Origin of the sequence: Bradyrhizobium sp. AUGA SZCCT0177, assembly GCF_018130125.1 — a bacterium.
Taxonomy (GTDB): Bacteria; Pseudomonadota; Alphaproteobacteria; order Rhizobiales; family Xanthobacteraceae; genus Bradyrhizobium.
On record NZ_JAFCMA010000007.1, the window covers coordinates 41,346 to 62,213 of the forward strand.

The 20,868-nt window shown below is 63.3% G+C and carries 19 protein-coding genes; 12 read left to right on the plus strand and 7 right to left on the minus strand.

The genetic code is table 11. The annotated features are described in order from the left end of the window. Positions 1-72: 72 nt before the first annotated feature. Entirely contained in the window at positions 73-600 is a 528-nt protein-coding gene (gene fabA, locus JQ597_RS10080) for a 3-hydroxyacyl-[acyl-carrier-protein] dehydratase FabA (RefSeq protein WP_192736260.1), read from the minus strand. Between the two features lie 396 nt (positions 601-996). On the opposite strand from fabA, the gene irrA reads away from it, so the two are divergent. Then, complete coding sequence (gene irrA, locus JQ597_RS10085) at positions 997-1,452, plus strand: iron response transcriptional regulator IrrA (protein ID WP_283813409.1); 456 nt, start codon at positions 997-999, stop codon at positions 1,450-1,452. A gap of 176 nt (positions 1,453-1,628) precedes the next feature. Here irrA and JQ597_RS10090 read toward each other — a convergent pair whose 3' ends face one another. Next, on the minus strand, positions 1,629-2,156 hold the full coding sequence (locus tag JQ597_RS10090) for an SH3 domain-containing protein (RefSeq protein ID WP_212264047.1): 528 nt from the start codon (positions 2,154-2,156) through the stop codon (positions 1,629-1,631). 430 nt (positions 2,157-2,586) lie between these two features. Between JQ597_RS10090 and JQ597_RS10095 the strand changes: the two genes are divergently transcribed. Continuing rightward, entirely contained in the window at positions 2,587-3,588 is a 1,002-nt protein-coding gene (locus JQ597_RS10095) for a 2-hydroxyacid dehydrogenase (RefSeq protein ID WP_212264048.1), read from the plus strand. Positions 3,589-3,607: 19 nt separating this feature from the next. Next, positions 3,608-4,285 (plus strand): nucleoside/nucleotide kinase family protein, encoded by a 678-nt coding sequence (locus JQ597_RS10100; protein ID WP_349628806.1) that lies wholly within the window; start codon positions 3,608-3,610, stop codon positions 4,283-4,285. Here the strand turns inward: JQ597_RS10100 and JQ597_RS10105 are convergent. Then, complete coding sequence (locus tag JQ597_RS10105; RefSeq protein ID WP_212264049.1) at positions 4,274-5,203, minus strand: LysR family transcriptional regulator; 930 nt, start codon at positions 5,201-5,203, stop codon at positions 4,274-4,276. The two genes, JQ597_RS10100 and JQ597_RS10105, sit on opposite strands and share 12 nt — an antisense overlap. 120 nt (positions 5,204-5,323) lie before the next feature. Here JQ597_RS10105 and JQ597_RS10110 point away from each other — a divergent pair, with 120 nt between their 5' ends. The 3 genes from JQ597_RS10110 (at position 5,324) to JQ597_RS10120 (ending at position 7,237) form a co-directional block, all read left to right on the plus strand. Further along, entirely contained in the window at positions 5,324-6,325 is a 1,002-nt protein-coding gene (locus JQ597_RS10110; RefSeq protein WP_212264050.1) for an aldo/keto reductase, read from the plus strand. A 147-nt stretch (positions 6,326-6,472) separates the two neighbouring features. Next, a complete protein-coding gene (locus tag JQ597_RS10115) occupies positions 6,473-6,685 on the plus strand; it encodes a hypothetical protein (protein WP_212264051.1) in 213 nt (70 codons plus the stop codon). A 117-nt stretch (positions 6,686-6,802) separates the two neighbouring features. Beyond that, positions 6,803-7,237, plus strand: a complete 435-nt coding sequence (locus JQ597_RS10120; protein ID WP_192736253.1) for a hypothetical protein — start codon at positions 6,803-6,805, stop codon at positions 7,235-7,237. A gap of 20 nt (positions 7,238-7,257) precedes the next feature. Here JQ597_RS10120 and JQ597_RS10125 read toward each other — a convergent pair whose 3' ends face one another. After that, positions 7,258-8,058: a HesA/MoeB/ThiF family protein gene (locus tag JQ597_RS10125; RefSeq protein WP_212264052.1), complete on the minus strand. Its 801-nt coding sequence runs from the start codon at positions 8,056-8,058 to the stop codon at positions 7,258-7,260. 136 nt (positions 8,059-8,194) lie between these two features. On the opposite strand from JQ597_RS10125, the gene JQ597_RS10130 reads away from it, so the two are divergent. After that, positions 8,195-9,568, plus strand: coding sequence for a serine protease (locus tag JQ597_RS10130; protein WP_212264053.1), 1,374 nt, complete (start codon positions 8,195-8,197; stop codon positions 9,566-9,568). A 20-nt stretch (positions 9,569-9,588) separates the two neighbouring features. Here the strand turns inward: JQ597_RS10130 and JQ597_RS10135 are convergent, their stop codons facing one another. The 3 genes from JQ597_RS10135 to mutM form a co-directional block, all read right to left on the minus strand. After that, positions 9,589-11,691 (minus strand): HAMP domain-containing methyl-accepting chemotaxis protein, encoded by a 2,103-nt coding sequence (locus JQ597_RS10135; protein WP_212264054.1) that lies wholly within the window; start codon positions 11,689-11,691, stop codon positions 9,589-9,591. 203 nt (positions 11,692-11,894) lie between these two features. Further along, positions 11,895-13,574, minus strand: coding sequence for a gamma-glutamyltransferase (gene ggt, locus JQ597_RS10140; protein WP_212264055.1), 1,680 nt, complete (start codon positions 13,572-13,574; stop codon positions 11,895-11,897). Between the two features lie 49 nt (positions 13,575-13,623). After that, entirely contained in the window at positions 13,624-14,517 is an 894-nt protein-coding gene (gene mutM, locus JQ597_RS10145; RefSeq protein ID WP_212264056.1) for a bifunctional DNA-formamidopyrimidine glycosylase/DNA-(apurinic or apyrimidinic site) lyase, read from the minus strand. Positions 14,518-14,596: 79 nt separating this feature from the next. Between mutM and ubiE the strand changes: the two genes are divergently transcribed. The 5 genes from ubiE to JQ597_RS10170 all read left to right on the plus strand — a co-directional run bounded on the left by ubiE (position 14,597) and on the right by JQ597_RS10170 (position 20,826). After that, a complete protein-coding gene (gene ubiE / locus JQ597_RS10150; RefSeq protein ID WP_212264057.1) occupies positions 14,597-15,358 on the plus strand; it encodes a bifunctional demethylmenaquinone methyltransferase/2-methoxy-6-polyprenyl-1,4-benzoquinol methylase UbiE in 762 nt (253 codons plus the stop codon). Then, entirely contained in the window at positions 15,355-16,929 is a 1,575-nt protein-coding gene (gene ubiB / locus JQ597_RS10155; protein ID WP_212264217.1) for a 2-polyprenylphenol 6-hydroxylase, read from the plus strand. Before ubiE ends, ubiB begins: the two co-directional genes overlap by 4 nt. 55 nt (positions 16,930-16,984) lie before the next feature. Then, positions 16,985-18,448 carry a bifunctional phosphopantothenoylcysteine decarboxylase/phosphopantothenate--cysteine ligase CoaBC gene (gene coaBC / locus JQ597_RS10160; RefSeq protein WP_212264058.1) on the plus strand — a complete coding sequence of 488 codons (1,464 nt, stop codon included), beginning with the start codon at positions 16,985-16,987 and terminating at the stop codon, positions 18,446-18,448. Further along, entirely contained in the window at positions 18,445-18,903 is a 459-nt protein-coding gene (gene dut, locus JQ597_RS10165) for a dUTP diphosphatase (RefSeq protein ID WP_212264059.1), read from the plus strand. Before coaBC ends, dut begins: the two co-directional genes overlap by 4 nt. A 123-nt stretch (positions 18,904-19,026) precedes the next feature. Then, positions 19,027-20,826, plus strand: a complete 1,800-nt coding sequence (locus JQ597_RS10170) for an alkaline phosphatase family protein (protein WP_212264060.1) — start codon at positions 19,027-19,029, stop codon at positions 20,824-20,826. Positions 20,827-20,868 lie beyond the last annotated feature (42 nt).

The following is a 20,868-nucleotide window of genomic DNA, read 5'->3' on the forward strand; positions in this document are numbered from 1 at the left end:
CTCGTCCTGTCGTTTGCGTTTTGTGTGATGGCCGCCGTCAAACCGAATTCCGCCTATTGGAGAGCGGGTAACTTACGCTCCCGGCAATGCGGCACCCTGCTTTAACAGCCCCACCCTCAGATCCTTCGCGCGATAGATAATCTCGCCGTCGGCCGAAAGCCAGCCGTCGGCGATACCCAGCCAGAGCTTTAGACGCATCACCCGCTTGATATCGACGTTGTACACAATCTTGCGGACATTCGGCATCACTTGACCGGAGAACTTCAGTTCGCCGAGGCCCAACGCCCGGCCGCGGCCCTCGCCGCCGGTCCAGCCGAGATAAAAGCCGACCATCTGCCACAGCGCGTCGAGGCCGAGACAGCCCGGCATCACCGGATCGCCTTTGAAATGGCAGCCGAAGAACCAGAGATCCGGGTTCACGTCGAGTTCGGCGCGAACGATGCCCTTGCCGTATTCCCCGCCGGTTTCGGAAATTTCGGTGATGCGATCGAACATCAGCATCGGCGGCAGCGGCAATTGCGCATTTCCCGGGCCGAATAGCTCGCCACGGCCGCACGCCAGCAAATCCTCGTATTCGTAACCGCCGCGGCGATCCAGCATCGTTTCAGCCTCTCTAAGATGTCCCGCAAAAAGTATCCTGGTCGCGCTTTCGAGCGAACTGGACCGGTTTCCCGCGGAAGAATGCCTGTTTCCCGCAAATTGGCGCTACTTGGGTGCCACCGGCAAATGTCCCTGCCGAATATGCATATGTGGTCCGCGCGCTCTGTAACATAGGCCTTGGCGGGCGGCAAAGCACTGGATAGGGCCTAAAAGCACCCTGTCCCATCGCGGGTTCCGCCTTTACCTTGGGATCGTTCTAGTTGCGAAAAACTTGCATCTAAAGGATTTCCTTTTATATTGGGCAAGAATATTGCCCAAGTTTGTCAGCGTGGTACCGAAGTGGAAATGAACGACCAGGTCTCGACTGTGAACGACGACGCCGCTGACTTAGCCGCGATGGATCCGGCCGCCCATGCCGCCGGACATCAACCGGCGTTGACCGGCTGTCCCTGGCATGACGTCAACGAAATGCTGCAAGCTGCCGGCCTGCGGCCGACCCGCCAGCGCATGGCGCTCGGCTGGCTGCTGTTCGGCAAGGGCGCGCGGCATCTGACCGCTGAAATGCTGTACGAGGAAGCGACGCTGGCCAAGGTGCCGGTCTCGCTCGCCACCGTCTACAACACGCTCAACCAGCTCACCGATGCCGGCCTGCTGCGCCAGGTCAGCGTTGACGGCACCAAGACCTATTTCGACACCAACGTGACGGCGCATCACCACTTCTATCTCGAGAACAACCACGAGCTGGTCGACATTCCAGATCCGCATCTGGTGCTGTCGCGGATGCCCGACGTGCCGGAAGGTTACGAAATCGCCCGCGTCGACATGGTCGTGCGGCTGCGCAAGAAGCGCTGAGCTCTATCAGCCCGTCGTCCCGGCCTTGAGCCGGGACCCATAACCACAAATGTTTATTGTTGAGGAAGGCGTCGGCCATTCGTGGCTAACGCGGAGCCGCGGGGTTTGGATCCCGGCCCCCCGTGCGCAATTGCGCACTAGGCCGGGACGACGACAATTGGTCGTCAACGGCGCAATCAATCCACCTTCTCGTCGGCGTAGACGCCCCACAGCCGCTGCTGTTCGATCCAGCCGTCAAATCCGTTGCCGATCACGCGGCACCAGCCGGCCGCGCATTTCTTGACCTGGGCGACGACGCCGGCCTGCAGGCGCGCGGCGACCGCGCTGGACGGATCGGCGCGATCGTAGAGCGGCGCGAGTCCGTCCTTGGTCTTCATGGTGACGACGGCGGTGCGGCGGCCCGACAGCAGGGAGTGATAGACCCAGCCCTCGGCGCCTTCGGAATCGCGCACCCGGCGCCAGTTCTCGAATTCAGCGGTGATTTCGACCGGCAGGCCGGAGCGGGTGTAAACCCAGGCGACGTCATTGTCCTTGGTCGGACCGGCCCTGACATTCACATGATCGGATTTGAGGCTGACATAACGCGGCACCGGGAGGCCGCTGGTGGTGGAGCCTGCTTCCTTGGCTGAAAAACCTGTGCTGACCGACGCACCCAGCATGCACCCTGCCAGCACCGCCATCGAACAGAAACGCCCCAACGCCATCAACTCGTCTCCTGCCGAGAACCTCTCAACTCGAATTCTTCGAGCTGAAACAATCCACTCAACGCCTGAAACCCAGGACCCTTAAACCCAAGACCCTTAAACTCAGGTCCCCCTGTGCCCGCCTTGGTCGCAACTCGGATTGTCGTTCCCGAGGGGTTCTTGTCTTGGCCCGGCCTTCTGCTAGAGAGGACGGAACGCTTGAGAACCAGAACGCCCGAATTTCCCTGATTACCTTGACCCTTCCCTTGGCAACCCCGAGGTAAGGATCGGGGAACCCGAGGAAGCGCTAAGGAAACCTAAGGAAACGACCAGGTAGCCGTTCGAACCGCGCAGCGAATGCAGTGTCGAACAACCAGGTTAATGAGGCCTCAACGGCGAAGCTTCTGACTCGTCAAAGGTTGGACGAGCCATTGCCTCATGAGAGCAGGACATGTCGGTTAAGAAAAAGCCTCTCGTCGTCGTCACCCGCAAACTCCCGGACTCGATCGAGACCCGGATGCGCGAACTGTTCGATGCGCGGTTAAATCTCGACGATACGCCGATGACGCCGGAACAGATCGCCGAGGCGGTCCGTACCGCCGACGTGCTGGTGCCGACCGTGACCGACCTGGTCAACGAGGAAATTCTCAAGCAGCCCGACTGCAAGCTGCGGATGATCGCCAATTTCGGCAATGGCGTCGACAATATCGACGTCACGGCGGCGCATGCGCGCGGCATCACCGTGACCAACACGCCGAAAGTCTTGACCGAAGACACCGCCGACATGACCATGGCGCTGATTCTCGCGGTGCCGCGGCGGCTGATCGAGGGCGCCTCGATTCTCACCGATGGCAAGCACTGGCCGGGCTGGTCGCCGACCTGGATGCTCGGTCATCGCATCGGCGGCAAACGCCTCGGCATTATCGGCATGGGCCGCATCGGCCAGGCGGTGGCGCGCCGGGCCCGCGCCTTCGGCCTGCAGATCCACTATCACAACCGCCGTCCCGTCGCGCCCGTGATCGCCGACGAATTGGGCGCGACCTATTGGGAAAGCCTCGACCAGATGCTGGCGCGGATGGACATCATCTCGGTGAACTGTCCGCACACCCCGGCGACGTTCCACCTGCTGTCGGCGCGGCGCTTAAAACTGATCCGGAAAGAGGCCTATATCGTCAACACCGCGCGCGGCGAGGTGATCGACGAGGACACGCTGATCAAGCTGATCGAAGGTGGCGAGATCGGCGGCGCCGGGCTCGACGTCTACGAGCACGAGCCCGCCGTCAATCCAAAACTGGTTCGGCTGGCCAAGGCCGGCAAGGTCACGCTGCTGCCGCACATGGGCTCGGCCACGATCGAAGGCCGTGTCGAGATGGGCGAGAAGGTGATCATCAATATCAGGACCTTCCTCGACAACCACAAGCCGCCGGACCGCGTGCTGCCCAGCATGCTGTGAGGCGGCCACCGAGGACGATGTGAGCGAAGCCCACGCATCGCTGCTGAACCGTCTCGCCGCCACCGTCGTCGCACTACATCCCACGCGGATCATCCGCGTCGCGATCGATGGCGTCGATGGCGCGGGAAAGACCACGCTGGCGGATGCGCTAGCGCCGCTCGTGGCGGCACAAGGCCGCCCGACGATCCGCGCTTCCGTGGATGATTTCCATCATCCACGCTCGGTACGATACGCGCGTGGCCGGTATTCACCTGATGGCTTTTTTCTCGACTCGTACGACTACGATTCATTTCGGACACTGTTGCTCGATCCCTTGAGTCCCGGTGGCTCCGGTCGATACGTCGCAAGGCGTTTTGATCTCGACAACGACCGGCCGTTCGAACCGGTCACGCAGCAGGCGCCGCCAACCGCCGCGCTGATCGTTGACGGCATCTTCCTGCACCGCCCCGAGCTTCGGGCCTGTTGGGACCTCTCGATCTTTCTGAAGGTCGACTTCAATGTCTCCGTGCCGCGCGGCGCGCAGCGCGGCCCGGATTTTGGCGCGCCCGATCCTGCTGCGCCGCCGAACCAGCGTTATGTCGGCGGCCAGCAGCGATATCTGCGTGAGTGCGCCCCGGAAGAACATGCCGATATTGTCATCGGCTACAATGATCTGCGGGAGCCAAAAATACTGAAGTGGCGTGCTTCACCCAGTTGAGCCGCCCCGGCCCTTCCGTCTCTCCTGCTTGCGCCATTCCCCGACAAACGTGACGAACGCGCCCAGCGCCGGCGGCGGCTGGCGGCGGCTCGGATAGTACAGAAACGGTCCGGGAAACGGCGCGCACCAGTCGTCGAGCACGCTGACCAGCGCACCCGATTTGATGCCAAAGCGCACATAACCTTCAAACGTCAACCAGAAGCCGATCCCATCGTGGACGGCGCGCAGCGCAAGGCCGAGATAGGTCGCGACCAGTTTTGCCGGCGGCGAAACCACCACGACACGTCCCGCCTTCTCGAATTCCCAATCCAGCATGGCGCCGCTGCCGAACCGGGTGCGGATGCAGGCGTGATCGAGCAGATCCTTCGGCTGCATCGGCTTGCCGTGTCGCGCCACATATTCCTTCGATGCCACCACCGCGTAGCGCTGCGGCGCCCCGAGCGAAACCGCAATCATGTCCTGTGCCAGATGCTCGCCGTAGCGCACGCCGGCGTCGAAACCGCCGGCGACGATATCGACGAATGCACTCTCGCCGACGATCTCCAGTTCGATCTGCGGATACTTTGCAAGAAACGGCGCGACCATCGGCGCCAGCACCAGATCGATCGCCGGCGGCGGCGCATTGATGCGCAGGCGGCCCGACGGCACGCCGCGCAGTCCGCGCACCTGATCGAGCGCGGCGCCGACATCCGACATCGCCGGCCCGACCCGGGCCAGCAGCAGCTCGCCGGCTTCGGTTAGCGCAACGCTGCGGGTGGTGCGGTTCATCAGGCGGACGCCAAGCCGCTCCTCCATGTCGCGCAGCCGCTGGCTGAGACTCGAGACGGAGACGCGCTGCTCGATCGCGGCGCGCCGGAAATTCCTGGTGCGCGCCACGGCGACGAAGGCATCGAGATCGCGGAGGTCAAAATCCTGCATTGTTCGGTATACTGAACAAGCTATTTAGCATTGTCCAGCTTATCGCTCTAATCGCGATCGGCCATACCAGCCTCGTCAACCCGGCACGGGAATCCCGCCGCCAATACGAGGAGCACCACCATGGAACACCGCAAACTCGGCAAAACCGGCCCCAACGTCGCCGCCATCGGTCTCGGCTGCATGGGCATGTCCGACTTTTATGGTCCGGCCGACCGCGGCGAGAGCATCGCCACCATTCATGCCGCGCTCGACGCGGGGATCACCCTGCTCGACACCGGTGACTTCTACGGCATGGGCCACAACGAATTGCTGATCCGCGAGGCCCTCACCGGCCCCGGCCGCGACGATGTGCAGATCAGCGTCAAGTTCGGCGCGTTGCGCGATCCCGCGCGCGGCTTTATCGGAATGGACGGCCGCCCCGCGGCGGTGAAGAATTTCATCGCCTATTCGCTGCAGCGACTCGGCGCCGATCACATCGACATCTACCGGCTGGCGCGGCTCGATCCGGCGGTGCCGATCGAAGACACGATCGGCGCCATCGCCGACATGATCAAGGCTGGCTATGTCAGGCATATCGGCCTGTCCGAAGTCGGCTCCGACACCATCCGTCGCGCCCATGCCGTGCATCCGATCGCCGATCTGCAGATCGAATATTCGCTGATCTCGCGCGGCATCGAGGACGATATCCTGCCGACCTGCCGCGAACTCGGTATCGGCGTCACCGCTTATGGCGTGCTGTCGCGCGGCCTGATCAGCGGACACTGGTCGAAAGACAAGTCCGGCGGACAGGACTTCCGGCAGATGACCCCGCGTTTCCAGGGCGCCAATCTCGACGCCAATCTGGCGCTGGTCGAGCCGCTGCGCGAGGTCGCCGCCGATCTCGGCGTATCGGTGGCGCAGGTCGCGATTGCCTGGGTGGCGGCGCAGGGCAATGACATCGTGCCGCTGGTCGGCGCCCGCCGCCGCGACCGGCTGACCGAAGCGCTTGGCGCGCTCGATGTGAAGCTCTCGGCGGCGCATCTGGACAAGCTCGCGAAGGCATTCCCGCCGGATGCAGCCGCCGGCACGCGTTATGCGACGGAGCAAATGGCGCATCTGGACAGCGAGAAGAAGCGGGCCTGAATGCAACCGCACGAGTTCCTCGCGCCCCCATTCGCCGGGGCGCGAGGGTTCCGTGAGCAAAATCACGGTAACTCATCCAATCTGTCCCTAGCCTCCTGTAGCAGCCGAAGCGGATGGCCCCTTCGTCTCGCGACAAGGAGAAGACAGATGAAGAAGTCCGACATCAACGCAGTCGAGCCTGCGAAGTCCGAGCTCGAAGCGCCGGTTCAGCTCACCCCGGAACAGCTTGAAATCGTCGCAGCCGGTTTCAGGGCTGCGATCAACCGCGGATCGCTGGGCGATATCATCAAGGATATCACCATCTTCGGCAGATTTCCGACGCCGACGATGCCGGTGCCCACAAAGACGGTTCTATTCTGAATCGATCAAGAGACGAGATGGCGTTCGGCGCGTCGTGCGTCGGACGCCATCCCGGACGCCTTTTCATTTCAGGATAGACGCAGCTCACCCGGCACGCGCAGCGAGATAGAGGGATTCATGTCCAAGGATTTAAAGAAGCAGATCGACTGCCCGAGTTCGCAGGCGACCGACGAGGGCGCCCGAATCTTTGGCGTAATCACCGGTACGCCGGAGCAGCACCGGGTCGGATATCTCACCGAGACCGTGCCAATCTCCGAACAGGTCCTTGCCCTTGCGGGAGATGCCAAGCCCACGGAACTGTTCCGCATCGCGGCACCCTGCGCGGGCGCCAGCGGCGGCTGCAAGCATTTCAAAGGTAACACCTGCAGTCTGGCCAAAAGGATCGTTGAAGGCGTTCCGGCTGTCGTCAACGCGCTTCCCGCCTGCGAGATTCGCCCCACCTGCCGCTGGTTCCGTCAGGAAGGCAAAGAGGCCTGCTTCCGTTGCCCGCAGGTCATGACGGATAAATCAAACGCGTCTGACTACGAGAAGCAGATTGCCGACATCGACTGACGGCGGATGCCCGCCAGTCCTCACCGGTGCGCACTTAGATCAGTGATCGTGGGCGTATCGCCGTTGAGCGGGTTCGCGGGATCGCGCCGGTAGCGCAGAGTTTCGAACCGCATCGCGCGGGCGTCCACCATCACCAGCCGTCCGACCAGGCTGTCGCCGAACCCGACGATTTCGCGAATCGCTTCCAGCGCCATCATCGAGCCCAGCATTCCCGCGAGAGCGCCCATCACGCCGGCCTCGGCGCAGGCCGGCACTGTGCCCGGCGGCGGCGCCTCTGGAAACAGACAGCGATAGGTCGGATTGAACTCGCCGTCGGCGCCCCGCTCATGGGCGCGGATCGTGGTCAGCGATCCGTCGAACTGGCCCAGCGCCGCCGTGATCAGCGGCTTGGCCGCGAGGAAGCAGGCATCGGAAACCAGATAGCGGGTTTCGAAATTATCTGACCCGTCGAGCACCAGATCATAGCCGCCGATCAGCGACATCGCGTTGCCGGCATCGACACGCACCGCATGCGCCTCGAAGTTGACATGCGGGTTGAGCGCGTCGATCTGCTGCGCGGCGCTGTCGACCTTGCGCTTGCCGATATCGGGCGTGGTGTGGATGATCTGGCGCTGCAGATTGGACAGCGAGACAATATCGTCGTCGACCACGCCGAGCGTGCCGATCCCTGCGGCGGCGAGATACATAAGCACCGGCGCGCCGAGACCGCCGGCGCCGATCACCAGCACGGACGCCTCCTTCAGGGCAGCCTGGCCGGGGCCGCCGACCTCGCGCAGCACGATGTGGCGGGCATAGCGTTCGAGTTCGTCGGCGGTCAGCATCGTCGATCTATTCCCATGCGCCGTTCCGTGAACCGGGGCGCTGTTGTTGCTGACCAAGCAGATGTGCTTAATTGACCCGAGGTCAATGATCGCTCCAATATTCCCTCCCGATTCCGAGTATTCCCTGGGATTTGTCATGAGATCGGTGTTTTCAGCAACATTGATGGTCTCGGCCGCCATTTTCGCGAGCCTGGGATCGTCAGCTCAGGCCCAGTTGACGCCGCCCTCCACGGCCGGCGCCAAGCCGAAGCCGGTCGCGACGGTGCCGATCCGGCCCGCGCTGCAAAAGCCCGAGGAGACCGCCAACGCGATGTCGCAGGCCGAACGGCTGGCGCTGCAATCCGACCTCGCCTGGGTCGGGCAATATAACGGCGCGATCACCGGCGATGTCAGCGAGCGCATGGTCAAGGCGATCAAGGAGTTCCAGAAGAGCCGCGGGGCCAAGGAGACCGGCGTGCTCAATCCGCAGGAGCGCGGCATCCTCGCCGACACCGCCAGGAAGCGGCAGGAAAATGTCGGCTGGAAGATCGTCACCGATCCCCTCACCGGCGTGCGGCTCGGCATTCCCTCAAAGCTGGTGCCGCAGCAAGCCAGCGACGCCAACGGCACCAAATGGACGTCGCCGACCGGAACCATCCAGATTCAACTGGTGCGGCGCAAGGAAGCGACTCCCACCACGACGAAGCTCGCCGAGTTGGAAAAGAAGGAAGCCCAGCGCAAGATCGATTACACGGTGGTGAAGCCGGACTTCTTCGTGCTGTCCGGCCTGCAAGGCCTGAAGAAGTTCTATGTGCGCGGCACCTTCAAGGGCGATGAAGTCCGCATCCTCACCATCCTCTACGATCAGGCCACGGAAAATACCGTAGAGCCGGTGGTGATCGCAATGTCGAGCGCATTCAACGCGTTTCCAACCGGCCCGCAGGTCGCGGGCCCGCCGCCGCGCAAGACCGTGGAGTATGGCACCGGCGTCGTGGTCAGCGACGACGGCGCGATCCTGACCGACCGCCAGATCACCGACGGCTGCGTCGCCGTCGCGATCGCCGGCTTCGGCAATGCCGACCGTGTGGCCGAGGACAAGGAGCACGATCTCGCTTTGCTGCGCATCTATGGCGCGCGCGGACTGAAGCCGCTCAACCTCGCAAGCCCGGCCTCGAAGACGGCGCTCGACCTGACCGGCATTGCCGATCCGCAGAACCAGGGCGGTGGGAACGCCGCCAGCAGCGTCAAGGCTTCGGTCGCACAGCTTGGCGGCAGCAACGACGTCGCGTTGTCGCCGCCGCCCGCGCTCGGTTTTTCCGGCGCGGCCGCGCTCGACGGCGACGGCAAATTTGCCGGCATCGCGCTGCTGAAGCCGGTGGTCGTTGCAGGTCCAGCGAACGGCGCCGCACAGGCGGTGCTGGTGACATCGGATGCTGTGCGCGATTTCCTCAAGGCCAATGGCGTCACTGGCGCCAGCGGATCACCGGACGCAAAAGCATCCGTGGTGCGTGTGATCTGCGTGCGGAAGTAAACTGACGACGTCAGTCCGCCTCAGGCAGCCTTGATGTTGCTGAGGAAGGTTTCGACGTGGCTTCGCATTGTCTCGGACTGCCGCGACAACTCGCTGGAGGCCTGCAGTACCTGATGCGCGGCGGCACCGGTGTCGCCGGCGGCCTGCTGAACGCCACTCACGTTCGACGAGATTTCGCCGGTGCCGAGCGCAGCCTGCTGCACGTTGCGGGCGATCTCCTGGGTCGCCGAACCCTGTTCTTCCACGGCACCCGCAATCGCGGAGGCGATCTCGCTCATTTCGTTGATGGTCGCCGAGATCCCCTTGATGGCGGCGACGGCTTCGCTCGACGAAGCCTGGATCGACGAAACCTGAGCGCCGATCTGGTCGGTCGCTTTGGCAGTTTGTTCAGCCAGACTCTTGACCTCGGATGCCACCACGGCAAAACCACGGCCGGCCTCACCGGCACGCGCTGCCTCGATCGTCGCATTGAGCGCCAGCAGATTGGTCTGGCTGGCGATCTCGCTGATCAGCTTGACGACGTCGCCGATGCCGGCCGCGTCCTTGAACAGCCCCTGCACCGTCGCATTGGTGCGATCGGCCTCACCCACGGCCTTCTGCGCGATCGAGGCCGACTGCGCCACCTGACGGCTGATCTCGGTAACGGAACTGGCCAGCTCCTCCGACGCAGCCGCGACGGTTTGCACGTTCGTCGAAGCCTCCTCGGTCGCAGCCGCCACCGCGGTCGCCTGGTTGCTGGTCTCTTCCGCCGTCGCCGTCATTGACGACGCGGTCGCCTGCAGTTCGGTCGAGGCCGACGCCACCGACCTCAGCACGGTCGATATGTCGGCATCGAACGTCTGGGTCAGTTCATTGACCCGCGCCGCCCGCGCCACGCGCGCGCTGATGGCTTCGGCCTCCTTTTCGGCGAGCTCCTTGGCCTTGATCATGTTCTCCTTGAAGATCAGGACCGCCCGCGCCATCAGGCCGATTTCGTCCTTCTTGTCGGTCGCCGGGATCGCGACCGAATGATCGCCGCCGGCAAGCTGGCCCATGGCGCCGACCATCTTCAGAATCGGCGGCACGATCGAACGGTTGGTCAGATACACGACAGTCGCCGCAACGCCGATGCCGACACCGAGCAGCACCCAGAGCAGCGTCATCAGGAAACTGGTTTCAGCGAGAACCGCCGCACCGTCGCGTTTCAGACTGTCTTGCTGGCGCGCAACCATCCCGCCGGAACGTGATCCGGTGGCGTCCTTTGTTCCCGCGAAGATATCGAGCAGTTTGTTGGCGCGGGGAGCCGCCTCGTTGGTCAGGAACCACTGCGCCATGTTCCAGCGGTCCGAGGCCCGGATCTCGAACATCTTCTGCGGCATCGGCGCGAACTTGGCGCGGGCATCGACCAGCGCGTCAAACGCCTTCTGCTGCTCGCCTGTCATTTCCGCGCGTCGCTTCGAGAGCGCCTCGAACTTTGTCTGGTTGAGCGCCCAGAGATCCTCAAACTCCTTCTTGAAGGCCATGTCCGCGGTCAGCAGATAGGCGCGGATCGCGCCGATGGCCATCGCCATACTGCCGCGCATGTCTGCAAAACCGATCAACAGGCTCTTGCGCGAATCCGTCGAGGCAATGCCGCCCTCCTCGTCGATGATCGACGTCGCTTTTTGCAGCATGAGTTTCGCCAACGGCGCGGCTTCGGTGGCGAGAATCTTTGCTGCGGGCTGCTCGTCGATGGTGTGGGCAATTGCTTCGGCCTTGTCCTGCGCGCTGCGCAGTTCGTCGAGCAGTGGCTTGGCTTGCTTCCAGTCCGTTTTGTTCTGCTCGTTGGTCCAATGGCTCGAGAGGTTGTCCATCGCGGAGCCATGGCGTTGAATGTCTTTCCAGAGCATCACGCGCTCGGCCTTGAACGCATCGTTGCCGGTGATCAGCCAGCCGCGCAGCGATGCGAGTGAGGCGTACACCCCGGCCACCACGTCATTCGCGGCCATCGCGGTCGGCACGCGAAGATTGACGGTCCGCTCGGTGGAATCGTTGACGTTGCGAACTTTGACGATGGTGATGACGACCACGCATGCAAGCAATGCGCAAAGCACGCTGAAGCCCAGGATCAAACGCCCACGAATACTCAGTTTCAGAATTGCCATGGCGAAGCCCCTTTGTGCAGACCGATAGCTACCGGCAGCGCATCAGGGTGGGCATTAACCATGAAGAATGGAGAAACAGGCGGCCCGTACTAGTACGCAATTCCTGCCGCATCGACGGAATCGCACGAAAATATTTGCGCTATTTTCAACCACAACGAAAGTGCGACAATCTTCGAATCCGAGAAATTGCGTCCACCTATTTGCTAGGCCAGCCCGAACCTCACGCCGGCGCGCGCAAGCCCGCCTGCGATGCCGATCGGTGTGCCGTCGGCGCGCCAGCAGGCTGCGCCCGACATCTGGCCGTCGTCGTGGAATTGAATGGCATTCATGCCGCCGGCGACCGTCGGCACCGCCTGCACTCTGTGGCCCATGGCCGTGAGTTTGGCGCGAACGCTTTCCAACACCGCCGATTCCACTTCCAGCGCATTGCCCTCGGTCCAGACCCGCGGCGCCTCGACGGCTTCCTGCAGGCTCATGCCATGGTCGATCAGATTGATCAGCGCCTGCATCGCGCTCGGAAAGATCCGCTTTCCACCGGGCAGGCCGAGCGCATAGACCAGCTTGCCGTCGCGCAGCGCCATCATTGGCGACATCGAGGTGGTGACGCGCTTGCCCGGCGCCAAGGACAACGCGTGGCCGGGCCGGGGATCGTAGAGGTTCATGTAGTTGTTCGGCACGGTGCCGAGACCGGGGATCATGATCTTGGCCCCGAACAGATTGTTGATGGTCTGCGTGGTCGCGACCACGTTTCCAAACGCGTCCGCGGCCGTCATATGCGTGGTGTGCGCGCCTTCGAGCTGCGCGACGCCAGCGGCCCATTGCTGCGCGCGACCGGAATCGATCGCGCGGCGGCGCTCCTCGGCATAGGCCTTCGACGTCAGCCGCTCCACCGGCACGTTGATGAAGTCAGGATCGCCGCTGGCGGCCGCGCGATCGGCAAAAGCGATCTTCAGCACTTCGGCGAGGTAATGGATCGTCTCCGCGGAGCCGAAGCCGAGCCTGGCGATATCGTAGCCTTCCAGAATGTTGAGCATCTGGGCGATATGCACGCCGGAGGCGGCGGGCGGCGGCGGTCCCTGAATTTCCCAGCCGCGATAATCGGCGCGGATCGGCCGGCGCTCGACCGTTTTGTAGCTGGTGAGGTCTTCACGGCTGATGAAGCCGCCATTCGCCTTCATGTAGTCGACCAGGATATCGCCGAGCGGTCCCTGATACAGCGCCGCCGCGCCATGCTGCGAAATGTGAGTCAGCGTCTCCGCATATCCCGATTGCACCACGCGCTCGCCGGCCTTCAGCGGCACCCCTTTGGGCAGAAAGACCGCCGAGATCGCCTTGTCCTTCAACATATCCGCCGCGCTGTCGCTGATGCATTCATGCAGATAGGGCGTCGCCGCATAGCCGCGCGCGGCGTGCTTGATCGCGGGCTGCATCACCTCGGCAAGGCTCATGGTGCCGAACCTTTGCAGCGTTTCGCACCAGGCTTTCAGCGAGCCCGGTGTCGCCACCGCTTTCGGACCGTTTAGATTTTCGTTGCCAACCGTTTCGAACACGTCATGTGCCGAACCCGGTTGCGATCTGAAGGTGTCGGGACGGACCGAAAGAGGCACGGTGCTCTGGCCGTCGATGAAGCGATGGCTGCCGTCGGCGAGGCGAATATGTGCCATGCCGCCGCCGATGATGCCGACCATCATCGGCTCGACCACCGTCAGCGTGAACAGCGTCGCGATCGCCGCATCGATGGCGTTGCCGCCGGCCGCCAACATCTCGGCGCCCGCGCTCGAGGCCAGCGGATGATTGCTCACCACCATGCCGCGGCTGGAAGTCGCCGGCTGCTTCTGACATTGAAAAGTGGTGGCCGCGCGATCCCGCCAGTTGCTGGTCATGTTGTTTCCCGTTTCTTTGTTGTTCTGCGGCAGGGGCACGTTGCGCGTCTTACTTCTGGCATTTCGGGCACCAGAAGGTCGAGCGGCCGTTCTGGACGAAGCGCCGCACGACGCCACCACAGCGCGCGGTCTTGCATTTCTCGTCTTCGCGGTCATAGACCTGAAACGAGTGCTGGAAATAACCGAGTTCGCCTGAGGTCTGGCGATGGTCGCTGATCGAGGAACCGCCGGCCTTGATCGCCTGGTTCAGGACATCGTGGATCGAGCCGACCAGACGCTTGGCATGATCCGTCGGCTCGGCCTTCTTTGTCGCCAGGGTCGCAGCGAGCCGGCGCGGCGACAGATGGGCGCGATAAAGCGCTTCGCAGACATAGATGTTGCCAAGTCCCGCCACCACGCGCTGGTCGAGCAAGGCGGCCTTCAGGCTGGTTTTCTTGTTGTGGCAGGATTGCGCCAGCATCGACGCGTCAAATTCATTGCCGAGCGGCTCGGGACCGAGCCCTTTCAGCAGCGGCTCCTCGTCCAGGGCGTTGCGGGCGATGATCTTCATGTAACCAAAACGGCGCGGATCGTTGAACACGACGGAGGCGCCCGATGACATGTGGAACACGACATGATCATGGGCGCGGTCTTCGCTGCGCGGGAGATGGAATTGGCCAGGTGTGTTTTGGCCTGTGCTGTTGGCGCCGTTTTCCAGCACGCGAAACGAGCCGGACATGCCCAGATGCATCAGCAGCACGTCGCCCGAGGTCAGGTCCGCCATCAGATATTTGGCGCGGCGGCCAAGGCCGGTCACGGTCTGGCCCTCCAGCCGCGCGATAAAGTCTTTTTGAAAGGGAAACCGCAGATCTTTCCGCCGGGCTTCCGCCTTGACGATTTTTGACCCCTCCATGGCGGGTTGCAGGCCGCGGCGGACGGTCTCAACTTCGGGTAATTCAGGCATGCAGGTATTCACCTTATGAAGGTGACGTGATAGCGCCATTGCGGCGGGCGCGCTATGGTCAGGCCATGGAGATAAGTTGATGGATCGGCCGGACCAAACGACGCATTTTGGCTTCAGGGACGTCCCCCTTGGGGACAAGCAGACGCTGGTGAACGACGTGTTTCACAGCGTGGCGTCGCGCTATGATTTGATGAACGATCTGATGTCGGCGGGCCTGCACCGGGCCTGGAAAGACATCATGATCAATAAGCTCAATCCGCCAAAGGGCGATGCGCCGTTCGCGCTGCTGGATGTTGCCGGCGGCACCGGCGATATCGCGTTCCGCGCCGCCAAGGCGGCAGGCACCGGCTTCGGCGCCACGGTCTGCGACATCAATACCGAGATGCTCGGCGTCGGCCGCAACCGTGCATTGGCGCGGCATCTCGACCAGCAGGTTTCGTTCGTCGAGGGCAATGCCGAGGGGCTGGAATTTCCGGATCGCGCGTTCGACGCCTATACGATCGCGTTCGGCATCCGCAACGTGCCGCGGATCGATGCCGCGCTGAAGGAAGCCTACCGCGTGCTGAAGCCCGGAAGCAGATTCCTGTGCCTGGAATTCTCCACCGTCGATGTTCCCGGGCTCGACCGGCTCTATGACTTCTTCTCGTTCAAGGTGATCCCGCCGCTCGGCCGCGCCGTGACCGGCGACGCCGACTCATACCAATACCTCGTCGAATCTATCCGGAAATTTCCGAGGCCCAACGCCTTTGCCGAGATGATCAGCGCCGCCGGCTTCTCGCGGGTGAAATGGGAAAGCCTCTCCGGCGGTATCGTGGCGCTGCATTCGGGCTGGCGTTTGTGATTTCTGCGGCGACCCACATCGCGCGGCTTGTCCGCGCCGGCTTTGTGTTCGCACGCGAGGGCGTGTTCGGCGTTGTCGATCCGAGCTTGGTGCCGCCGCCCGGGCAACTTGCGCTCAAGCTGGCGCGGATCATCGAGCGGCCCGGCGCCAAATCCGGCCCGCGGCTGTCGCGGGCGCTGACCCGGCTTGGTCCCGCCTATCTCAAGCTCGGACAATTCCTGGCGACGCGGCCCGACGTGGTCGGCGTTGCGATGGCGCGCGATCTGGAAGCCTTGCAGGACCGGCTGCCGCCGTTTTCACAGATCGAGGCCGAGGCCGTCATTGCGACATCGCTGGAACGCCCTGTGGCGCAGGCGTTTGCGAGCCTCGGGCCGTCGGTCGCCGCTGCTTCGATCGCGCAGGTGCATCGCGGTGAAGTCGAGCGCGACGGCGTGCGCAAATCGGTCGCTGTCAAGGTGCTGCGCCCCAACGTCGCCGCGCGCTTCCGCCGCGACCTCGCAGATTTCTTCTTTGTCGCGCACAATGCCGAAGCGCATTCGGCCGAAGCGCGCCGGCTGCGGCTGATCGAGGTCATCAACACGATGTCGCGCTCGGTCGCGATGGAGATGGATCTGCGGCTGGAAGCGGCTGCGATGTCCGAGATGGCGGAGAACACGCGCGACGATCCGGATTTCCGCGTGCCGGCGGTGGATTGGGACCGCACCACCCACAACGTACTGACGATGGAGTGGATCGACGGCATCGCGCTCAACGACCACGCGCGCCTCGCACAATCGCAGATCGACCTGCCCGATCTCGGGCGCAAGGTGATCCAGAGTTTCCTGCGCCACGCGCTGCGCGATGGCTTCTTTCATGCCGACATGCATCCCGGCAATCTGTTCCTCGATGAGGCCGGCCGCCTGGTCGCCGTCGATTTCGGCATCATGGGCCGGCTTGGCCTGAAGGAGCGGCGCTTCCTCGCCGAAATTCTTCTGGGTTTCATTACCCGCGACTACCGCCGCGTCGCCGAGGTGCATTTCGAGGCCGGCTATGTGCCCGGCCATCACTCGGTCGAGAATTTCGCGCAGGCGATCCGCGCCATCGGCGAGCCGATCCACAACCGCATCGCCGAAGACATCTCGATGGCGAAGCTGTTGACCTTGCTGCTCGAGGTCACCGGGCTGTTCGACATGCAGACCCGCCCCGAACTGATCCTGCTGCAAAAGACCATGGTGGTGGTCGAGGGCGTGGCGCGCGGTTTCGATCCCAAGCTCGATATCTGGAAGGTCGCCGATCCCGTGGTGCGCGAATGGATCGAGCGCAATCTCGGCCCGATCGGACGTATCCAGGGCGCGGTGTCCGGCGCGGGCGATCTTGGCCGCGTGCTGGCAGGCCTGCCGGCAGTTGCGACGCGCTCGGTGGCGGTGCTGGAGCAGCTGGAGAAGATGACCCGGGAGGGCGTCACACTGTCGCCGGAGACGATTGCGGCGCTGGGCAGGGCCGAGGGGCGCAAGAGCCGCTGGCGCACCGTGGCGCTCTGGATCATCGCCGTGACATTTATCGGGATTCTGGTGGCCGTCCGGCAAATGTGATTGCAATGCATGCATTGTATGCTAGCATTGACATCATACCTGCCTGGAGCCAACCATGGCCAGCCTCACCATCCGAAAGCTCGACGACGCCGTAAAGGCCTATTTGCGGCTGCGATCCGCCGGCAACGGCCGTTCGGTGGAAGAAGAAGTCCGGGTCATCCTGGGCGACCTCATCCAGGGCCGCCCCGAATTTCCTGCCTCCCCGTCTGCCGGCATGACGCCGCCTGAGCAAGCCTCCGCCCGCGCGCCGGCGATCGCCGATGCGGCCAATCAGGCCAGCGTCACGCTGATCATCGGCGGCGGCATCGCCGCCTTCAAATCGCTCGAACTGATCCGGCGGCTGAAGGAGCGGCGCATCGAGGTCCGTTGCGTGCTGACCAAGGCGGCGCAGCAATTCGTCACGCCGCTGTCCGCGAGCGCGCTGTCGCATGAGCGCGTCTATACGGACCTGTTCGACCCCGGCAGCGAATTCGACGCCGGTCACATCCGTCTGGCCCGTGAATGCGATCTGATCGTGGTCGCGCCGGCGACGGCCGACCTGATGGCGAAGATGGCGCATGGCCACGCCGACGATCTCGCCAGCGCTATCCTGCTGGCTGCCAACAAGCCGATCCTGCTGGCACCGGCGATGAACCCCTTGATGTGGAACAACGCCGCCACCCGCCGTAACGTGCTGCAGCTTCGCCGCGACGGGGTCACCATGATCGGCCCCAATGCCGGCGAGATGGCCGAGACCAACGAGGCCGGCGTCGGACGGATGTCTGAGGCCGTGGAAATTGCCGCTGCCGCAGTCGACATCCTGCGTCCGCCGCGCCCGCGTCCGCTCTTGGGAAAACGCGTGCTGATCACCGCGGGCCCGACCCATGAGCCGATCGATCCGGTGCGCTATATCGCCAACCGCTCGTCGGGCAAGCAGGGTTTTGCGATCGCCGCCGCGGCGCAAGCCGCGGGCGCCGACGTGACGCTGGTGTCCGGCCCGGTGGACTTGCGCGATCCCGCAGGGGTGACGGTGATCCGGGTGGAATCGGCGCGCGACATGCTGCATCGGGTCGAGGCCGCATTGCCGGCGGATATCGCGATCTTCGCCGCCGCCGTCGCCGACTGGCGCGTCGCCAATGAGGGCGAGCAGAAATTGAAGAAGACATCGGCCGGCATGCCGCCGCTGCAACTGCTCGAAAACCCCGACATCCTGGCGACGATTTCAAAACTTGGGGACAAGCGCCCGCCGCTGGTGATCGGCTTCGCCGCCGAAACCGAACATCTGATCGAAAATGCAAAGGCCAAGATCGCGCGCAAGGGCTGCGACTGGATCGTCGCCAACGATGTTTCACCTTCAACCGGCGTGATGGGCGGCGACCGCAACACCGTGCATCTGCTGACGCGGGACGGCAAAGAAGCCGGCGTCGATAACATTGCAGTGGACAATATTGAAGTGGACTCTTGGCCGGTCATGACGAAAGAACAGGTCGCGACCGAACTGGTGGCGCGGATCGCAAAATCACTGGAGAAGAATTCGTGAGCGCAACGGTCAAGGTCGACATCATGCAATTGCCGCACGCCGAGGGCCTGGCGCTGCCGGCCTATCAGAGCGCGGACGCGGCGGGGCTGGATCTGCTGGCGGCGGTGCCGGCGGAAACGCCCTTGATCCTGCCGCCGGGCAAATACGCGATGGTGCCCACCGGCCTTGCCATCGCATTGCCCCCGGGATTTGAGGCGCAGGTGCGGCCGCGCTCGGGGCTGGCGGCAAAGCACGGCGTCACTGTCCTCAATACGCCCGGCACGGTGGACGCGGATTATCGCGGCGAGATCAACGTGATCCTGATCAACCATGGCGAGGCGCCATTCCCGATCCGGCGCGGCGAACGCATCGCGCAGATGGTGATCGCGCCGGTCACGCAGGCGCAACTGGTTCAGGTCGACACGCTATCGACCACCGACCGCGGCGCCGGCGGTTTCGGCTCGACCGGGCGTTAAGCCACTTCAACTCCAGCTGAATTGGCACGTTACGCGGCAGCTTGCCTTGCCGTGAGAATGCTTGGCGCAAGCAGCGCTTTCCCTCATACTGCGCTCCAATAATTCGCAATGCCGGGGGGCACCATGGGGAAATTAATCGTCTGCGCGGTGTTCGCTATCCTGTCGGGCACGCTACCATGCAATGCCCAACAGAACGTCATCCTGTTCGTCGCTGACGGTCTTCGCGCCGCTGCTGTTACGCCCGAGCGAGCCCCCACATTCGCCCGGATACGGGACACAGGTGTCAACTTCTCGAACAGTCATTCGGTCTATCCGACCATTACGACGTCGAACGCCTCGGTGATCGCGACCGGTCACCTGATTGGCGACACCGGAGATTTCGGCAACGTGTTCTACACCGGCTTTCCGGTTGCCAGCGCAGCCGGAACCATAACGCCTTTCATCCAGAACAATGCGGTGTTGAGTGAGCTGAACCAGCATCACGGCGGAAATTTCATTGCCGAGCGCTCGATCATGGCGGCGGCGCGTGACAAGGGCTACTTCACGGCCGCCCTCGGCAAGGTCGGGCCGGTGGCGATCCATGACCTCACCCAGCTCGACGGCAAGACCACGATTTTCTTCGACGACGATACCGGCAAGAAGGATGGCATCGCGTTGCGGCCGGATCTCGTCGAGATGCTCAAGAAGGCCGGATTGGCGCTGGAAACGCCGGGGCGCGCGCAACGCGAAAATCCCGGCAAGGCTACCAATATCGTGCAGCAGAAATATTATCGCGACGTCGTCACCAAGGTGCTGTTGCCGCATTTCAAGGAGAACAAGAAGCCGTTCATGCTGCTGTATTGGTCATCCGATCCGGACGGCACCCAGCACTCCCAGCGCGACAGCGTCAATGAACTTGTTCCCGGCATCAACGGTCCGACCTCGCTTGCCGCAATCAAGGTGGCCGACGACGATCTTGCGGCGATCGTCGCTGCGCTCAAAGAACTTGGGCTCGAGGCCGACACCAACATCTTCATCACCGCCGACCACGGCTTCAGCACGGTGTCGAAGCAAAGCAAGACCAGTCCAGCTGCAAAACTGAAATACGACAATGTGCCCGAAGGGCAGTTGCCACCCGGCTTTCTTGCCATCGACCTTGCGCACGCTGTGGGCCTGCCGCTGCATGAGCCCTCCGCTCAAGGCGCTGGCATCGACTACAAGGCCGGGAAATACCCGCGCCGCGCCAGCGCTTCGATCGGCAACGATCCGGCCAAACCCGATATCGTGGTTGGCGCCAACGGAGGCAACGATCTCATCTATCTACCGCAGGACAACGCCAAGACCATGGTGAGGCAGGTGGTCAAGGCGCTCCTGGCGCAAGACTACACCAGCGGCGTCTTCGTTCGTAATGACCTTGGACCGATTCCGGGAACCCTGCCGCTGAGCAGAGTGGGCCTCAAAGGGGGAGCGCGAACGCCAACGCCGGCCATCGTCGTCAATTTCCGCTCCGAAACGACGGGGTGTGATCAGCCGCTGTTTTGTAGCGTGACCGTATCCGATACCACCCTCTTGCAGGGGCAAGGCCATCACGGCAGCTTTAGCCGCGCCGATACCGGGAACTTCATGGCGGCCATCGGGCCTGCGTTCAAGACCGGCTTCAACGATACGGCCCCAGTCAGCAACGCCGATATCGCTCCGACGCTGGAAAAGATCCTGGGTGTCACGCTTCCGCCGGTCGGCAAGCTGCGTGGCCGCGCGCTTACCGAAGCACTCCTCGGCGGGAAGCCCGCCCGGTCGTGGCGACAGGACATTGTCTCGAAGCGGGGCGACAACGGCCTGCGCACCATCGTGAACATGCAGTTTGTCGGCTCGACGCGCTATTTTGACGCCGCTGGCTTTCCAGGACGCACCGTCGGACTGAAGGTGCTTGATAGTGCGAGGTGAAGAGGTGCTGTAGCAAGCGATGAGACCGGACGTCGGCTTTGG

Excerpts from the sequence above, each read along its gene's own strand:
- JQ597_RS10090 (WP_212264047.1), bottom strand. The coding sequence starts at position 2,156 with ATGGCGTTGGGGCGTTTCTGTTCGATGGCGGTGCTGGCAGGGTGCATG.
- coaBC (WP_212264058.1), top strand. The coding sequence starts at position 16,985 with ATGGCCAGCCTCACCATCCGAAAGCTCGACGACGCCGTAAAGGCCTAT.
- JQ597_RS10110 (WP_212264050.1), top strand. The coding sequence starts at position 5,324 with ATGGAACACCGCAAACTCGGCAAAACCGGCCCCAACGTCGCCGCCATC.
- JQ597_RS10115 (WP_212264051.1), top strand. The coding sequence starts at position 6,473 with ATGAAGAAGTCCGACATCAACGCAGTCGAGCCTGCGAAGTCCGAGCTC.
- JQ597_RS10130 (WP_212264053.1), top strand. The coding sequence starts at position 8,195 with ATGAGATCGGTGTTTTCAGCAACATTGATGGTCTCGGCCGCCATTTTC.
- JQ597_RS10120 (WP_192736253.1), top strand. The coding sequence starts at position 6,803 with ATGTCCAAGGATTTAAAGAAGCAGATCGACTGCCCGAGTTCGCAGGCG.
- JQ597_RS10135 (WP_212264054.1), bottom strand. The coding sequence starts at position 11,691 with ATGGCAATTCTGAAACTGAGTATTCGTGGGCGTTTGATCCTGGGCTTC.
- JQ597_RS10095 (WP_212264048.1), top strand. The coding sequence starts at position 2,587 with ATGTCGGTTAAGAAAAAGCCTCTCGTCGTCGTCACCCGCAAACTCCCG.
- mutM (WP_212264056.1), bottom strand. The coding sequence starts at position 14,517 with ATGCCTGAATTACCCGAAGTTGAGACCGTCCGCCGCGGCCTGCAACCC.
- ggt (WP_212264055.1), bottom strand. The coding sequence starts at position 13,574 with ATGACCAGCAACTGGCGGGATCGCGCGGCCACCACTTTTCAATGTCAG.
- irrA (WP_283813409.1), top strand. The coding sequence starts at position 997 with ATGGATCCGGCCGCCCATGCCGCCGGACATCAACCGGCGTTGACCGGC.
- JQ597_RS10105 (WP_212264049.1), bottom strand. The coding sequence starts at position 5,203 with ATGCAGGATTTTGACCTCCGCGATCTCGATGCCTTCGTCGCCGTGGCG.
- JQ597_RS10125 (WP_212264052.1), bottom strand. The coding sequence starts at position 8,058 with ATGCTGACCGCCGACGAACTCGAACGCTATGCCCGCCACATCGTGCTG.
- JQ597_RS10170 (WP_212264060.1), top strand. The coding sequence starts at position 19,027 with ATGGGGAAATTAATCGTCTGCGCGGTGTTCGCTATCCTGTCGGGCACG.
- ubiE (WP_212264057.1), top strand. The coding sequence starts at position 14,597 with ATGGATCGGCCGGACCAAACGACGCATTTTGGCTTCAGGGACGTCCCC.
- fabA (WP_192736260.1), bottom strand. The coding sequence starts at position 600 with ATGCTGGATCGCCGCGGCGGTTACGAATACGAGGATTTGCTGGCGTGC.